This is a genomic window from Enterobacter sp. DTU_2021_1002640_1_SI_PRY_ASU_LCPMC_013 (assembly GCF_032389435.1).
In the GTDB taxonomy this organism is placed as follows: Bacteria; Pseudomonadota; Gammaproteobacteria; order Enterobacterales; family Enterobacteriaceae; genus Enterobacter; species Enterobacter hormaechei_C.
Genome location: NZ_CP135594.1, coordinates 62,597 through 77,916, shown reverse-complemented (window position 1 = coordinate 77,916; position 15,320 = coordinate 62,597). Strand labels below are relative to the sequence as shown.

The 15,320-nt window shown below is 53.7% G+C and carries 14 protein-coding genes; 3 read left to right on the top strand and 11 right to left on the bottom strand.

The genetic code is table 11. The features are described 5' to 3' along the window. Nucleotides 1-4: 4 nt before the first annotated feature. The 11 genes from RS584_RS00375 to RS584_RS00325 form a co-directional block, all read right to left on the bottom strand. Nucleotides 5-754, bottom strand: coding sequence for a hypothetical protein (locus tag RS584_RS00375; RefSeq protein WP_033487009.1), 750 nt, complete (start codon nt 752-754; stop codon nt 5-7). Continuing rightward, nucleotides 751-2,847 carry a peptidase domain-containing ABC transporter gene (locus RS584_RS00370; RefSeq protein ID WP_017383654.1) on the bottom strand — a complete coding sequence of 699 codons (2,097 nt, stop codon included), beginning with the start codon at nt 2,845-2,847 and terminating at the stop codon, nt 751-753. Before RS584_RS00370 ends, RS584_RS00375 begins: the two co-directional genes overlap by 4 nt. Before the next feature lie 67 nt (nt 2,848-2,914). Then, nucleotides 2,915-3,100 (bottom strand): hypothetical protein, encoded by a 186-nt coding sequence (locus RS584_RS00365; RefSeq protein WP_001196016.1) that lies wholly within the window; start codon nt 3,098-3,100, stop codon nt 2,915-2,917. A 23-nt stretch (nt 3,101-3,123) separates the two neighbouring features. Next, nucleotides 3,124-3,318, bottom strand: a complete 195-nt coding sequence (locus tag RS584_RS00360) for a hypothetical protein (RefSeq protein WP_013094846.1) — start codon at nt 3,316-3,318, stop codon at nt 3,124-3,126. Nucleotides 3,319-3,391: 73 nt separating this feature from the next. Further along, complete coding sequence (locus tag RS584_RS00355; protein ID WP_193042209.1) at nt 3,392-4,045, bottom strand: hypothetical protein; 654 nt, start codon at nt 4,043-4,045, stop codon at nt 3,392-3,394. Between the two features lie 6 nt (nt 4,046-4,051). Beyond that, entirely contained in the window at nt 4,052-5,650 is a 1,599-nt protein-coding gene (locus RS584_RS00350) for a hypothetical protein (RefSeq protein ID WP_015570083.1), read from the bottom strand. Continuing rightward, nucleotides 5,628-8,222 carry a CS1-pili formation C-terminal domain-containing protein gene (locus RS584_RS00345; RefSeq protein WP_015570084.1) on the bottom strand — a complete coding sequence of 865 codons (2,595 nt, stop codon included), beginning with the start codon at nt 8,220-8,222 and terminating at the stop codon, nt 5,628-5,630. Before RS584_RS00345 ends, RS584_RS00350 begins: the two co-directional genes overlap by 23 nt. A 6-nt stretch (nt 8,223-8,228) precedes the next feature. After that, nucleotides 8,229-8,906 (bottom strand): pilus assembly protein, encoded by a 678-nt coding sequence (locus tag RS584_RS00340; protein ID WP_015570085.1) that lies wholly within the window; start codon nt 8,904-8,906, stop codon nt 8,229-8,231. A gap of 45 nt (nt 8,907-8,951) precedes the next feature. After that, nucleotides 8,952-9,575, bottom strand: a complete 624-nt coding sequence (locus RS584_RS00335) for a common pilus major fimbrillin subunit EcpA (protein ID WP_062938357.1) — start codon at nt 9,573-9,575, stop codon at nt 8,952-8,954. Between the two features lie 227 nt (nt 9,576-9,802). After that, the gene (locus RS584_RS00330) at nt 9,803-10,273 is read right to left on the bottom strand and encodes a hypothetical protein (RefSeq protein ID WP_017383656.1); all 471 of its coding nucleotides are present in this window, start codon (nt 10,271-10,273) and stop codon (nt 9,803-9,805) included. An 18-nt stretch (nt 10,274-10,291) separates the two neighbouring features. Next, nucleotides 10,292-11,104: a transcriptional regulator gene (locus tag RS584_RS00325; RefSeq protein ID WP_015570087.1), complete on the bottom strand. Its 813-nt coding sequence runs from the start codon at nt 11,102-11,104 to the stop codon at nt 10,292-10,294. Between the two features lie 373 nt (nt 11,105-11,477). Here RS584_RS00325 and RS584_RS00320 point away from each other — a divergent pair, with 373 nt between their 5' ends. Genes RS584_RS00320 through RS584_RS00310 form a run of 3 tightly spaced genes read left to right on the top strand, consistent with a single transcriptional unit; the run spans nt 11,478 to nt 15,315 of the window. Beyond that, nucleotides 11,478-12,062 carry a fimbrial protein gene (locus RS584_RS00320; RefSeq protein WP_017383657.1) on the top strand — a complete coding sequence of 195 codons (585 nt, stop codon included), beginning with the start codon at nt 11,478-11,480 and terminating at the stop codon, nt 12,060-12,062. A 52-nt stretch (nt 12,063-12,114) separates the two neighbouring features. Continuing rightward, nucleotides 12,115-12,807 (top strand): molecular chaperone, encoded by a 693-nt coding sequence (locus tag RS584_RS00315; RefSeq protein ID WP_015570089.1) that lies wholly within the window; start codon nt 12,115-12,117, stop codon nt 12,805-12,807. A gap of 15 nt (nt 12,808-12,822) precedes the next feature. Beyond that, on the top strand, nt 12,823-15,315 hold the full coding sequence (locus tag RS584_RS00310; protein ID WP_315748747.1) for a fimbria/pilus outer membrane usher protein: 2,493 nt from the start codon (nt 12,823-12,825) through the stop codon (nt 15,313-15,315). The last annotated feature ends 5 nt before the right edge of the window (nt 15,316-15,320 follow it).

Below are 15,320 nucleotides of genomic sequence, written 5' to 3'. Positions count from 1 at the left end.
TATGTCATCCATGATAAATCACTGAAAGATCGTCCCATGCACTCCAGAGCGTGGGGGTTTTGCGCAGCGCGTTCAGCGTGTCGGCGGCGGCCTGACGGTAATCCTCTGGCGCATACGCCTGACTCTCCAGCCCAAACTCCGCCGCGTGCAGCGAACAGATCGGCAGCAGCGTTCGGACGCTGTAGCCATAGCGCGATAAAAACCGCGTTGAGACATCCGTTAACCACGCCTTTTGATCCCCTGCCTGGGTGGAGAACAGCGGCGCATCCGGCAGGCGTTCGTCCATCAGCAGCACCGTCACCAGGCGGTGAGGGGCGAAAAACGAGCTGGCGCGTCGGCCTTCGTGCGCGGCCATTAGCTTATGCAGCGCAGGGTGACGGGTAATAAACTGAAAGCGCACATCGGCTGGCGCGGTGGCGAGCAGCGCATCCACGATCAGACCAAAGCCCGCCCAGCGCATTCCCAGAAGCAGGGTGCGAGATGAACTGTAAAACGCCTGCTCCTGCGTCCACTGCGCCACGTACGCGTGCAGATCGAAGCGGACGTTGCGCGCCCAAAGCGCGGGCGGGAAGATCTGCTCCACGAAGTTAAACCCGCTCAGCTCATGGGCGTTCTGATGCAGAAAATCAGCCGGGACATCGGCCTCCGGGCAGCGCATAAACTGGCTGTAGTTTTGCGTGATCCGGTTTGCCAGCAGCGTGCGCCCGGCCTGGCGCGCGCACAGGCGCGCATAGAGACGCGGCAGAAACATCATTGCTCACTCTCCCGCAGGGTGCCGTTTTCCATGGTATAGAGACGCCCCTGGCAGCCCACCACGTCCGGCGAGTGGGTAACAAACACCAGGCCAATCCCCAGGCTACGCAGGTTCGCCAGCACTTTCTGCGCGGTCGTTTTATCCAGGTTCGCCGTCACTTCGTCGCACAGCAGAAGCTTAGGCTGGCTGTACAGGGCGCGCGCCAGAACCAGACGCTGCATCTCCCCGGCAGAGAAAAAGGTATTCCCCGGCAGCATCTCCGTTTCGTAGCCGTGCGGCAGCCGGGCGACGACGTGGTCCACCTCCGCCAGCCGACACGCGGCAATGACCTGCTCTTTATCCGGTGCGCTGTCAAAGCAGGCGATGTTGTCCAGAATCGAGCCGGTGAAGAGAATATCGTCCGCATGGACGATGCGGATGTGCTGACGCAGCGAGGAAAGATCGCACTCCTCAATGGGGATCTTATTGATCCGCAGCGTGCCAGACGATGCCAGCAGCATGCCGGAGATCAGACGCAGCAGCGTGGTTTTTCCCGACCCGCTCTGGCCCACAATCACCGCTTCTTCGCCCTGCTTCAGGGTCATATTGATATGCTGTAGCGTGGCCTCCCGGCCAGGATAGGCAAATGAGACATCCTCAAATTGCAGACAGACCGGCGAGGTGACAATCCGCTTCCCAAACTGGCTGGTTTCAGAGGGGGCAAACAGCAGGTCGCCCACGCGATCCAGCGGCCCCTTGAGGGCATTTTTGTCCAGCAGCTTCTGCGCCACCTGCACCATGGCATCGGAAAAATAGCGCTTATAGCTGATATAGGCGTAAAGCATCCCGATGCTCATCTGCCCTTCCAGGATCAGCCACGCGCCAAAGCAGACCACCAGCAGCTGCTCGGCATTGATCACCAGCAGCGAAGCCACGTCAAAGCGGGCCAGCAGCCGCTCTTTACGCATCAGCCCGGCGATGTGTTCGCGCTGGGATTTATCCATCACCGCATCCCGGGCCTGCTCCATATTGTTCGCTTTGAGCGTAATGATCCCTTTCTGCGTCTCCACCAGCAGGGATTCATACTGGGCGGTGCGCTCGATGGAGTCATCCACCGCGCGTTGATAGGGGCCGATCAGCGAAAAGCGGATCAGGAAAAACACGCCCATCAGCAGCATCGTCAGCAGCGCAATTTTGACGTTATACAGCAGCATAAACAGCAGGCTGGTGACGGCGATCAGGCTGGAAAAGAGAATTTGCACGTAACCATTGCTGATGAACTCCGCGCAGGCGTGGAGCGATTTCTCAATAGCCAGCACGATGCCCGGCGGGCGCGAGCGGAACCAGCTGGTCTGGGTGCGCAGCATGTAGTGGCGCACGGACTGGCTTAAATCGTCATAGGCAATGTTACGCATCAGGATCTCAAGCAGCTGCTTGAGGAATTTACCGATGACTTCAAAGATAAAGACGATAGCGAAGATCGCGGTGAGCAGGATCACCAGATCGCTGTCGCTGCGGGAAATGGCCTCATCCATAATCAGCTGCACGTAGGTGGGGCTTGCCAGCATGGTGATGAGGGTAAAAATACAGAGCACAAACAGCAGCAGCTGGCGCTGGAACAGGCTCGGGGATTTATTGGCTAACCGGCCAAGCGTGAGCTTTTCATCCGGGGATTTCTTTTCGAAGCACGGCGTGGGCTTAAGCTCAAGAACATAGCCGGAAAAGAGTTTTTCCGCCTCTTTCAGACGGTAACGACGCACGCCGCTGGCGGGGTCGTGAACGGTCACGCTGCGGCTGTCGATCTTCACGATGACCACGAAATGGTTGCCGCGCCAGAAGGCGATGAGCGGCAGCTCAGACGTTTCTATTTCAGTGATTTCGCCTTTAAGCACCCGGCCAGACATATTTTTATCGCTGGCAAGGGTCATCAATTCCGCCATTGAGGTTCCCGCATCGGCGGAAACGGAAATCTCCCGGCGCAGCTGGCTGACGGAGACATGGTGGTCGTAGTGCCCCAACACCATCGCCAGGCAGGCCAGTCCACATTCGGTAAATTCATGCTGGCGAATAACAGGGGTCTTACCCTGTTTTTTATACTGAAAGAGCGAAAACATAATGATCCGTGGCTGAAATAAAAAAATGGCCCGGCAATGCGGGCCATGCGTACAACGTGCTTCTCGCTTAGGCGCTGAAGAAACCGCCGATGAAGCCGCCCACCAGGCCGAACACGCCGCCGATGGTGCCGCCCAGCGCGCCTAACATCTGGCTGCCCGCGTTATAGCCCGCGCTTGCGCCCTGAATAGCAGCAGCAAACGGATCCCAACCACCGATGATGGCCTGTGCTTTTTTGAAATCGATAACTTGCATGAGTCTTTTCCTGTTAACGTGAATTAGTTGTAGCTACCAACCAGCGCACCCAGGAAGCCCATTGCGCCACCCAGAATTCCGCCAACCACACCGCCAACCATGCCCATGATGCTTGCGCCGGTGTCGTAACCCAGCTGTGCACCTTTAACCAGACCAGCGAACGGGTTTAACGCGCCACCGATAATGTCTTTCGCTTCTACGAATGAAATCGCTTTCATTTTTATCTCCTGTAGTGATGGATCTTTAGCATGATGCTAAAGGCTAATTTCCTTTTATGAAGGAAAGCGGTTGCTACGGGCAGGTGGTAAGCGGAATAATTTTATTGCCATAAATAATCATCCGCCTTGCAGCCTGCCCGGCATTATCTATTTCCAGCCGTTGCCCCGGCGGAATATATTTTGAATTGTTGTATTGCGTACTGCACCCGACCGAGGAAACATATTTAAAATAGGTATTCCCGGTATTACTCACCACCCCGTTGCTAAACGCATAATCAAAATGTCGTGTCCATGGACGGACAATCAAAATAGCCTCAAGCGAGACCACCACATCCGATTGGATGCGCTGGCCTTTGCGCGTGACAACCTTTGCCTGGAGCGGCGTCTCGGTGAATTTTACGCGATAGTATCGCTCTTTGTTGTCATGCGGGCCGGTATAATAAAATTTAAAACCCGCGCGTTCACCGCTCCCCAGCGTTAATTGCTTAGGCGAATACATGACTTCGCCATCTTTTATTTCGGTTTCTTTTCCCTTCTCTTTAGGAACGTCTACCTGAATAAGCGAAACGGTATAATTCTGACGTTCGCTGGTATCGTTTTTTATCGGCTGAAAAACAACTTCTCTTTCGGGAAGAAAATCAATATTCAGACTTTCGATAATTAAAGCATTTGCCCCTGTGGAAATGAAGCAATTTATTGCAAAAATAGCCAGGAATTTTCCAGTCATGGTTGATTAATTCCAGGATGCGCTAACATCTATTCTTCCCTGCGCGGTCACTTCGCCAAACCAGCTATTTCCGTCATAGGTGGTTTTCGATACCGGATTATCCATAACGAACTGGAGGACCAGCGGTGTTTTCCAGAGCCACATATCGGTCACGCCGGAACTCATTTTGTCCCACTCTTCCGCATGGGTGGCCGGTGCCGGGATCGACAGTACTTCGCCTTTACAGTTGTGCGCCATCAGCGTCTGGCTTTTCCCCACCAGCACGTTGCCCGGAATGGGAACCGTGAAACCGTTGCCGCTAAAGGCGCAGTAGTCCACCCCATTCAGGCTTTGGGTAGGCCCGGTTACTTTTACCGTGACCGCAATCGCCGCATCTTTTTGCGCCCCGCTGTAGGTGATGGTGTAGGGGATCTCAATGGGCGCTTCGCCGATAATACCTTTCCCGGAGCCGCCCAGACCGTCAGGATCTAGGGTGTAATCCGGGTTGTCTGGCACAATCTCCAGCCCGGGCTCGATAGGGTTAATCACCAGGCCGCCCCCCGGCTGGAAGCAGAAATCCGCCGCCAGCGAGCTGTTGCCGGGCGTCAGACACAGGCTGACGATATTGCCAATGTTGCTGCCGTCCCCCGCCTGCGCCACGCTCAGAATTAACGCTTTCGGCAAAAAGATTTTAAGGGACGCTTTGCCGCCGTTTTTCTGCGGCGCTGCAAGGAAGGTGTTCGCCAGGACACGCGTATCGCTCAGGATACCGCCGGAGATACTGTACCAGGTGTTTTCATCGAAGGTCAGCTCGGCGGCAAGCCCGGTGCCGCCGCTCATGTGCGATTGCAGAACGCTGTTGACGCGGGAAGAGGTGAGCGCCAGCCCCCCGTTGTAACCGGAGATATCCTCCCCAACAAACGTGTATTCGAGCAGGTCGCACAGGACGCCAGAGACCGTGTTGCGGGTGTATTTGGTGCAGGTGGCCCCCGTTGATCCATCGACAATCGTCACCTCACCGCTGATCGGGTCAATCCCCAGGTTAAGCGCCCTGGCGTTGGTCATGGTCAGCGTGCCCACCTTGTGAAGCGTATTGGTGGTGGTCACTTTGTTGATAGAGCTGATTTGCGGCGTGGAGGTGATGGTCACTTCATCCCCTGGCGCGGCGTTGAGCAGATAGTTAAAGAACGGATCGCCCAGTACCCAGCGCCCGTATGACGTGCCGGGCTCCATCACCGGCGGCTTAACCACCATCGACGTGTCGGTATAGCTGGTCGTCGGGGTGTACCCCGTGTTGCCGCAGGACGAGGAACACGCCGTCCCTTTAAAGAACGGAGAGGCACTGGAACCGGTCACCGAAAAGTCGATGGTCAGCGCGCTGCCTGCCGGACCGCTGTAGCTGTTGTCCGGGATGTAAGTGGCGATACCGTTATTCGTTTTCGCACTCAGGGTCGGCCACTCGCGCGAACCGTGTAAAAACGCGGTCGACGTGCTGTTCAGACTAAACAGCCCCGCGCTGTTTCCCGTACCGTTATTGTCCGGGTTATTAATGGCTAAATAGGGCAGCTCCTGCGCCTGGGCCGCCGCGCTCATCAGCAGTAAATTAAGAGCGAATATCTTTTTCATCGTCACGTTCCTGCGTTCCTTTTGCTTCCTGCCAGACGAAATCGCCTTTGTCGCAGGAGATGTCCCCGAGCCACAGCGCACCGCGGTTAGACTCGATGTCCAGGCGCACTTCGCAGACGCTGTCGTCCGGCGTGGCGATACTCAGGACAGGGTTGTTCTTATCAACGTCGATCACGAAGCGTCCGTCGTTTTCCGTCCGGGTCAGCCCGACGTGGTTTTTGATCTGCATGGCGCCAACCGGGGCCCCGTTTGCATCCACAAGACGACCAAACAGGGTGACGATTTTCTTCACCTGCGGCTTCATCACCACGGTATTACCCGGATAAACCGTGATATGGCGACGCGCATTCGCGCCAATCTCATAGCTTTCCGTACCGGTTTCACTGTTCATCACTTCCAGGTCATAAGCCTGGTATGCCGGCAGCGACAGCCAGGTTTTATCCCCTTTGATGCGTTCTGCCCGGCCGTTAAGCTTCAGGGTCAGCGCTTCATCAGATTTGAGACCGGTACTGACAATCACCCCTGCGCTTTCGGTGCCTTTCCCGGCGGCGATGGCCTCTTTGGACCAGCCCACGCTGCCGTCACTGGTCAGCGTGGAGTTCCAGCCTTTACTCATGCCGCTCTGGACGCTGAGGATGTTGCTGTTCCACGGCGTGTCGAAGTTCACGCTGCCGCCGCCGCTTACGCTGCGATCCTGGCGGCTGTTAAAGGCTTTCGAGACGTTGGCGGTAGCCGATTTCAGGTAATCGCCCTCAAACTGGCGGCTGGCGCTGACGTTCAACGCCGTGCCGGTATCGCGATTGTGGGAAACGCCAACCGACACGGTATTGCCGAGCGGTATGGCGAAATCGAGCATTACGTAACGATCTTTCTCTTCGTAATACCCGTCGTATTTGTTGCGCGACATCCCCACCCGCAGGCGCGCCGTACCGTAGCGACCGGCGTATAACCCCTGGGAGTAGTCCAGCTGATAGCGTTTATAGCGATAGAGGTCGTCTTCCTGACGCATCAGGCTCAGGTTGCCTGCCGAGGGCAGGCCGAATGACGGCAGGCTAAAGGAGGCGCCCCAGGTGTTGCCCTTGCTCTCATAGATATCCAGGAACTTGCCGCTGGAGAGCTGTTCATGGGAGTACCACACCGAGCCGATCTGCCACGGCAGGCTGAGATTCGCCCCATAGTTGGCGCGATACGTTCCGTCGGAGGCGGCCATGGTCTGGGTATTCACCGAGAAATAGCCCGTCAGGTTCAGGGAGGCCCACAGCTCGCTGACGATGTGTTCCCGCATCATGTAGGTAGAGGCGTTCCAGTCGACCATCCCGCTGCGCTTGCTGAACGAGGCTCCCACCAGCGACATGGTGTCTTTATGTTTGGTGTCGTAATCGTAGTAGTAGGTGTTATCCTGCTCGTTTTTGCGTTTCGCGTATTTTTTATAATTGACGACGGATTTATCGCGGCTATACATCCCTCCCCACATCTGCCAGCGCAGCGTTTCCGACACGTTGCTGGAGAACGGTTTATTTACGGTGTACATGCTGCGCGACACGGTGCGGCTTCCGCTCACCACTTCAACTTCGACGCTGTAGATCCCGTAGGGCAGGCTGCTGGTGTCAATTTCATGGTTGCCGACGTCAAAGCGCTGAATGCCGATAAGCTGCCCGTCACGACGAATACGGGCCTCGCCCGCCGTGGGAAAATAGACCACCACCGGCGTCAGAGAGAGCGTGTTATCGCGCTTGCGGGAGTTGGCCTGGTTGCCCATGGAAACGCCGTAGACTTCACCGCCGGAAATCCCGCTGACGCTCGCCAGAGACTGCATCGCCCAGCCGTTCAGCATGCCCGCGGCGTAGCGCATCCCCTGATAGTCGCGCTCCCACATAACCGCGTTCATCTGGGTATCGCTGCTGTTCTCGTTGACGTAGCCAGAGCCGTCGATCAGGACATGATCGACGCCCATTGAGATCCAGTTTCTCGCGTTCAGATAGCCCGACGACCAGCTGTCACCGTAGCCGCTCTCGGTGTGATACGCTCCGAGGTTGTAGGAGAACGTGCCGCTCAGGTCGTCAGACTCCGGCGCATCAATGTCCACCTCACGCGGGCGAATATTCACCCCGTAGTCACTCTGCGAAAGATTCAGCAACAGGCGCATTTTTTTCTGATCCAGTTCGAACGCCGAACCCGCGCTAACCGGAATACGCATCTGGTCATCAAACTGCTTATCGTTAATGCTTTGCAGTAACGCCCGCATCTCTTTTGACAGACGAATGCCGTTATCAGACTCCTGGACCTGAACATCCCTCAGCCCCAGCTTCAGATCTTTTGCAAAGAGCGTCACGTCACCGATACGAACATATTCGTTCGCCGTGCCTTCGTGGTTCCCTTGTTGTGCTGAGTGTGGACGCGTATTCACCAGATAGACGGGAATTTTGATCCCCTGCTCCAGCAGTGCATAAAGCGAGTCGGGAAAACGGTAATTAGCGATAACCACGGAGCTTGAGGCTGCATGCGCAAGCGCGGGCAGCGTGCCGGATGCGCAAGCCATCATCACCGGCAACACTAATTTATTTTTCACCATGCATCCTTACTTAACAGGAATGAACTGTTTCAGGTCCCATATTCCGAGATGAAAATGGTTATCCGTAACGTTGATATCCTCGATAGCGCGCGAGGTCTCTGGCATCAGGTAGAAGTTTTTGCTACACGGCGTGCCGGGGGATTCCGGATTCGGCTTCAGGCAGGTCCCGGTCGCATTGACGCGAAACGAGGTGTTCCCTTTATTGGTTATTTTTCCCGCCACATAGACGAAATCAATCTTCTTATCCCGGGGCTGAACCACCAGAATGGTGCTCACCACCGCACGCGTCATCCCGGTGCCGTTTTTTGGCGAACCGCTGTCCACCTCTTCGCTTACCCCTTCATCCGTGAAGGTAATGCGGTAGTAACGCTCTTTGTTATCGGCGTTCCCGTGATAGTAAAATTTGACGATATTGCTGGTACCGGCGGGCATTACCATGCGCGTGGGCGTCAGCAACAGTTCGTCCACTTTCTCCGGATTAATGACGATCCCTTCATCCATTGGGCTGCTGATCCGCTGTGCGCGAACAGAAACAATACGCACGCTGTCTGCTTCGTTTTTTATTTCCTTGGCGGTGGAGTCAGCATCCGCAGAAATAATGGTGGTGACTTTTCCCACATTAATGGCCAGCGCGGAGGAAGAGATAAATAATAAAAATAAGAAGGTGGATTTGAGGTTAAACATGCTATTTCCCTAAACAGGGGCTTGCGCCCCTGGATCGATCAGGCCTTAGCCCCAGGTTGCGCGGAACGCAACAGACACGGTCCCTTCCCACAGGCTGTTGGTCAGGTCTTTGAACTCTTTCGCAGTACCCGCGTTGTCCTGAGCGGAGTCAACGTAGAAGACGAATTTGTCCTGGCCGGTAATTTCGGTATCTGCCGCCGCGCCTGCGCTGGTGGTCAGGTTCCACAGGCCAGAAGAGACGCCGGTGTTAGAAGAAGAATCAACCAGCGTGGTCCATGCGGTCGATTTCGCCCCCACGGTGCCACCGATAGAGCCCAGGTCGTTACCGCCCCAACGCGCACCCACTTTCAGCCTGGTCGCTTCACCACCCACGCTGAACAGCGTGTTGTTTGAATCGTCGAGGATAGCTTCGAGTTTGAAGCTGGTCGCCGTAGAGTGATCGCCACGGATAGCCACATCAAACAGACCGGTATCGGTGTTGAAAGATTTGGTATTGGCGCTGTAAACGAAGTTCAAAGCACGCGTTGGCGTAACAACCAGATCGGATTCGCTGTCTTTGGTCGCGGTTGCCTGCCAGGTGGCAGAAGCCGTCGTTTCAGCTGCATTAACTGCGCTCAGGGCAGAAACAGACAGCAGGGAGCCCAGAACGATAGCGTTCAGTTTGTTCATTTATTTAGTCCTTCAAAAAAGAATCCACGTGTATAAAAAGGGGAGCCCCTTTTTCGAGGCGGAGTATAGACAGCCGCAAAATAACGAGGCAATACAGAAAAATTCACTCGACGGAGAGTAACAATAAAAATATAAATAAATTTCTCGTATCTTATTGTTACGTATTGAGTAAATTACTCAATTTCCCGAGTAATAGATAAATATCGATTTTTCAATAAAGAGAAATATCAGGACGTCGGGACAGCCACACACATCATTACAGGCAACACCAGCCCCTTAATTAACCACGCATGTTTTTTTACGCTGGTAATATAGAAGAAGTTGATATTATCAAGTAACATTTCGTTTACAACGCCATCCGGCGCCGCATCATCTTCAGATTTATTCAGCTTTTTATCCTTAATATAAAAGATATTGCTGCCGTCGACCTTTTCCACGCTGAGCGTGTAATTTCTGTCAATCAGGTAGCTTTTGCCCTCTTTCTTGAGTACGCCTTTATGAATAACCGTCACAACATCTTTGTTGTTAAACAGGAAAAGCGTGGTTAGCGACATATCGGTTGACTCACCCGTGGAATAGGTTTTCCAGGAAATGGTATCTGACTGGCAGCCAAACCCCTCATCCTGCGTTCTGGTAAAATAGACCCATAACAACGCGATGACAGACAGCGCCAGTACGATACTGAACAGTACACTCATTTTAGTCCTTGACATATTTTAACTCCCGGTCAGGCTTCTGTAAGAAATGCAGTTCTTATAATCGTCGATACTGTCCTGCTGATAACAGATGGCCAGGAAATAATTTTCTATCTGCGACTTTTTAAACCTGGAATAGTAAGCATCTGCAACCTGATGTTGACAGTCGATATGTTGACTGGCGATGACCTCTTTTACGTGATTAAAGTAGTGCTGTCGCGGCTGATACATATTCTTATCGATCAGGTATATCGTACACCTGTCCACTTTACCGAGCAGATGCATATCAGAATCTTTCAGGCTCTCGGCATAGGAATCCCGTTGGTGCAACAGTAAAACAGCGGTCCCAGTAACAATAATCAGTAATAACGTGCAGAGAGAGATAAAGAGTCTGTGCAGCGATATTATTTGTTTAGGCGGATCGGCATCTTTCTTATGCGCTAGCGTATCGAATGCTTCAGAGGCAGATTCTTCGCTAAGCGTTGAAATAACCGGCGGCCTGACCGTGTGGTGTTCAATATGCGCGGCAAGGCTAAATCCCTTGCCACGTATCGTTTTTATCAGTAAAGGGTCGCATCCTAATGTACGAAATGCTTTTCTGATTTCACTTATGGCAACATTCAGACTTACCGAAGAACCAGAGAAACCATGATCCTCCCAGACCTTCTTTATCAGGTCGTCTCTGTCGAGTGTTTTACCATTATTGATGATAAGTTCATAAAGCAGACGACCCGCCTGGTTAGATAACTTAATGGATGACTCTTCCTCTCCATTAATCATGATCATACCGGTGTCGACTTCATAAAGCATTGTAAGATCAATGAGATACTTCATGTTATTATTACGCCATTGTTAAATTTTTGTGCATTTGCCAGGCAATAATAAGTCTAAAGTTTGTGTGGTCAAGTCGCGTGATATTAATTGAGGGATGAATTCATAAAGCTTCATTAATTAACGATTATTAAAGCATTAATAAAAATCTTCGAACCAACGCATTTAGGTTAAAACATTAAAAAAAACATACTGACAAGATTATAATCTTAAACTTTAGAAGTTATTGGAATAATGTTTTGTTATGTACTTTTTTAGTGCAACATAATATCGTCAAAGCATTATCCCGAGTCGCCATGCGTCTAGCCGGTACATCAGGGACATGTGTAGCCGATTAACATTCTTTTAAATAACACAAATCTTCATGGAGTTTATCATGTTCAAATCGATCATGACCGTATCACTGCTGGCCGCCGCTATTGCCTCTACCAGCGCAGTGGCCGCAGACAATTCGGCGGGTGGTATCATTAACTTTACCGGCGCTATTACCGATACAACCTGTACCATTAACGGCGGTAAAAGCGCGGACTTTACCGTTGCGCTTTCCCCTATTTCGGTAAAAGATGCGGGCACCACGGTTGGCCTGATCACCCGAAATAAAAAATCTATTGCGCTGACATTCTCTGGTTGTTCACCAGCAGCCGGAACGACCGGTACCCCGCTGAAAGTGTATTTCTCCAGCGCGGATAATATTTCCACTGACGGTAAATACCTGCTGAATAACAGCGTGAACGAAAGCGATGCCAGCGTGGCACGTAATGTCGGCTTTGCGTTAGTGGAGCCAGGTTCGTCTACGCCTATTACCCTGAACCAGCCTTACACGACAAATATTATGGGTACAGCGACCGCGCCAGATTCCGAAACGCTGACGCTGGACGTTTATTACTATAAAACAAACGCCGCTGCCGCCACCGTGGGCGAGTTAAGCTCCAACGTAACGTATACCATTTCCTACCTGTAATAGTGATTATACAGGCTCTGTTTTCGCAGAGCCTGTATTTAAGGTTGCAATCATGCGCAAGGCAATTTTGCTGGCAGGCTTACTGCTAAGCACGGGTCACTCATGGGCCAATATTGTCATTAATGGCACCCGTGTCCTTTATCCTGAAAATAACAAAGAGGTGATCGTCCAGTTAATGAATACGGGCGATGCGCCGGCTCTGGTACAATCCTGGATAGATGACGGTGATATTAATTCCACGCCGGAAACAGCCAATGTGCCGTTTCTGTTGTCGCCGCCGGTGATAAAGGTTAACGAACATAATGGTCAACAGCTTCGTATTAAAAAGCTGCCGTCCAGCTTGCCTGCGGATCGCGAATCCGTCTTTTTCCTGAATGTTCTCGACATTCCGCCCAGACCTGAAAATCTGCAAAACCAGAATACCGTTCAGCTGGCGATTAAATCCCGTATCAAACTTTTTTATCGGCCCGCTGCGCTGAAAGGCACGCTGGATGACGCGGTGGCGAAACTGACGCTCGCCGCCGACGGCGATCGCTTTCGCATTACAAATAACAGTCCGTTCCATATTACGGTCGCCAATATTTCGCTGGGTAAAACGAAATTGCTCCAGGAGTCCCCGATGGTTTCCCCGTTTGGGCAGCTGACGGTCGCCGCCAAAAATACGGTTAAGCGCGGACAGACCTTCCAGCTGATGTATGTGGACGATCTTGGCGCGTATAAAACCCGGACTTTCACCAGTCAGTGATCGGAAAGACTCACCATGAAAATGAAACAAAACAGACTCTGTCTGCTGGCAGTCTGCACGCTTCTGCTTTCGCATAAATCAGGGGCCGTCTCGTTTGATCCCTCCCTGCTTGCTGGCGCATCCGGTGAGTCCGATCTGTCTCGCTTTTCCGAAAACAACGCCATGCCTGCCGGCAGTCAGGAGATGGATATCTACGTAAACGGCAGCTGGAAGGGACGTTATACCGTCATCTACGGCGAACAGCGTGACGACATCCGCCTTGCCTGGAAAGATGCCCGGTCGCTTGGCATCAACACCACGTCCGTGCCTGCGCCCGCCATTGCGCACGGGCAGGTCCAGCTGTGCGATCTGGTTCAGGGCGGTGAAGTCAAAACCGATACCAGCACCCTGAGTCTGGCGCTTACCGTTCCGCAGGCGGCCGTGCTGCGTACTGAAGAAGGTTACATTGCCCCCCAGTTCTGGGACGAGGGGATACCGGCGCTGATGCTCTCGTGGAACACGACCTGGTATAACACCCGCGCGAAAGGCACTGCGAAAGACACAAATGATGATTTTTATGCCGGGCTGGATTCCGGCGCCAACCTGTTCGGCTGGCAGTTTCGCGACAGCAGCGCCTGGCGGAAAACCGCCAGCGGAGAGAGTAGCTGGCAGAATAATACCCGCTACCTGCGCCGTCCCCTGGCCTCGCTGAAATCCAACCTGACGCTGGGTGACTTTTATATTCCTGGCGATCTGTTTGATTCCCTGCGCGTGCGCGGCGTGTCGCTGGCGTCGGACATGAAGATGCGCCCAAATTCACAGCAGGGTTTTTCACCGGTGGTTCACGGCGTGGCAAGGACGAACGCCCTGGTGAAAGTTATCCAGAATGGCAACGTGATCTATCAGGAGAACGTGCCGCCGGGCCAGTTTACCCTCGACAGCATTCAGCCTACCGGCTCCGCGGGCGATTTGCTGGTGGTGGTGCGTGAAGCGGACGGTTCACAGCAGTCCTTCACGGTGCCGTTTTCCGCCGTGCCCGGGATGCTAAAAGAAGGGGTGAGCCAGTACAGCGTAGTGGCGGGTAAAGTGCATCAGAACACGCTCGATGCCGAACCCGCATTCATGCAGGCCACGCTGCGCTACGGGTTTAATAACCTCATCACCGGGTATACCGGGACGATTATTAGCGATAACTACCAGGCCGGGCTTGTCGGTACCGGGTGGAACCTTCCGTTTGGCGCGGTTTCGTTTGATGTCACCCACGCCAAAACCACCCTACAGGATCGCACCAGCAGCGGTCAGAGTTATCGCGTGTCGTACAGCAAATTTATCGATACAACCGCCACCAACTTCACCCTGGCGGCCTATCGCTATTCCACTAAAGGCTATTACAGCTTCAGCGACGCGCTCTATTCGCGCGAAGGGTATCAGCGCCTGAGAGCGCAGTACGACGACTATGAAGATCGGTTTGGCGTTGCGCCCGACATGTCGCTAAGCACCTGGGACGCCCTGCGCGCGGCGCAGCCCAAGAATACCTTTACGCTTAACCTTAATCAGCGCCTGCTCAATAACTGGGGCACGGTGTTTGTCTCCGGCACACAGCGCGATTACTGGAACTCACAGCAAACCACGCGCGAGTATCAGATGGGCTATTCCAACGCCATCGGCCGCGCCAGCTATACCCTGTCGGCCAGCCGGGTACGGAACAGGGACAGTGAAGAAGAGACGCGCCTTTACCTCTCCCTCAGCCTGCCGTTCTCGCTGTTTGATAATAATGCGTGGATCACCTCCAGCCTGACAGCCAGCGATTCGCATTACGAACAGAGCAATATCAGCATGAGCGGGAACGCGCTGGCGTCGAACCGCCTGAGCTATACCCTCTCCGGCAGTAATGCGCGTGGGGGTAAAAATGCGGCAAGCGTTAACGCCGCGTACCGTTCGAACTTCGCGACACTCGGTGGCTCTTACAGCGAATCCTCCGACTACCGCCAGACCGGGCTCAGCGGGCGCGGAAGCCTGGTGGCCTACCCGTGGCACGTTCTCGCCTCAAACGAAACCGGCACAACCATGACTATCGTCGATGCGCCAAAGGCGGAGGGACTGATGGTGAACGGCGATGAAAGCATTATGACGAACCGCGATGGCGTGGCGCTGGTCCCTTACGCCACCCCGTATCGCAAAAACGCCATTACGTTAACCGAAACGGAAAACAGCGCTGGCGCGGAGGTGATCGGCAATATGGCTAACGTGGCTCCTTACGACGGGGCGGTGAGTTATATCCGCTTCGACACCGATAAGCGCCAGTCATGGGTACTTCATGCGACGCGCACCGACGGCAAACCGCTGCCCTTTGGCACTGAAGTGCTGGATGAACACGGTGGATCTGTCGGGTATGTCGGCCAGGCCAGCGTACTGTATATCCGTGCTGAACAGCCGCCACGCGCGCTCAACGTGCATCTCCGCGGCGGAAAGTGCGAAATCTCCTCCCCGGCCTGGGGGCTGAACAGCCCCTCATCGGTTTGCCATTAATTACG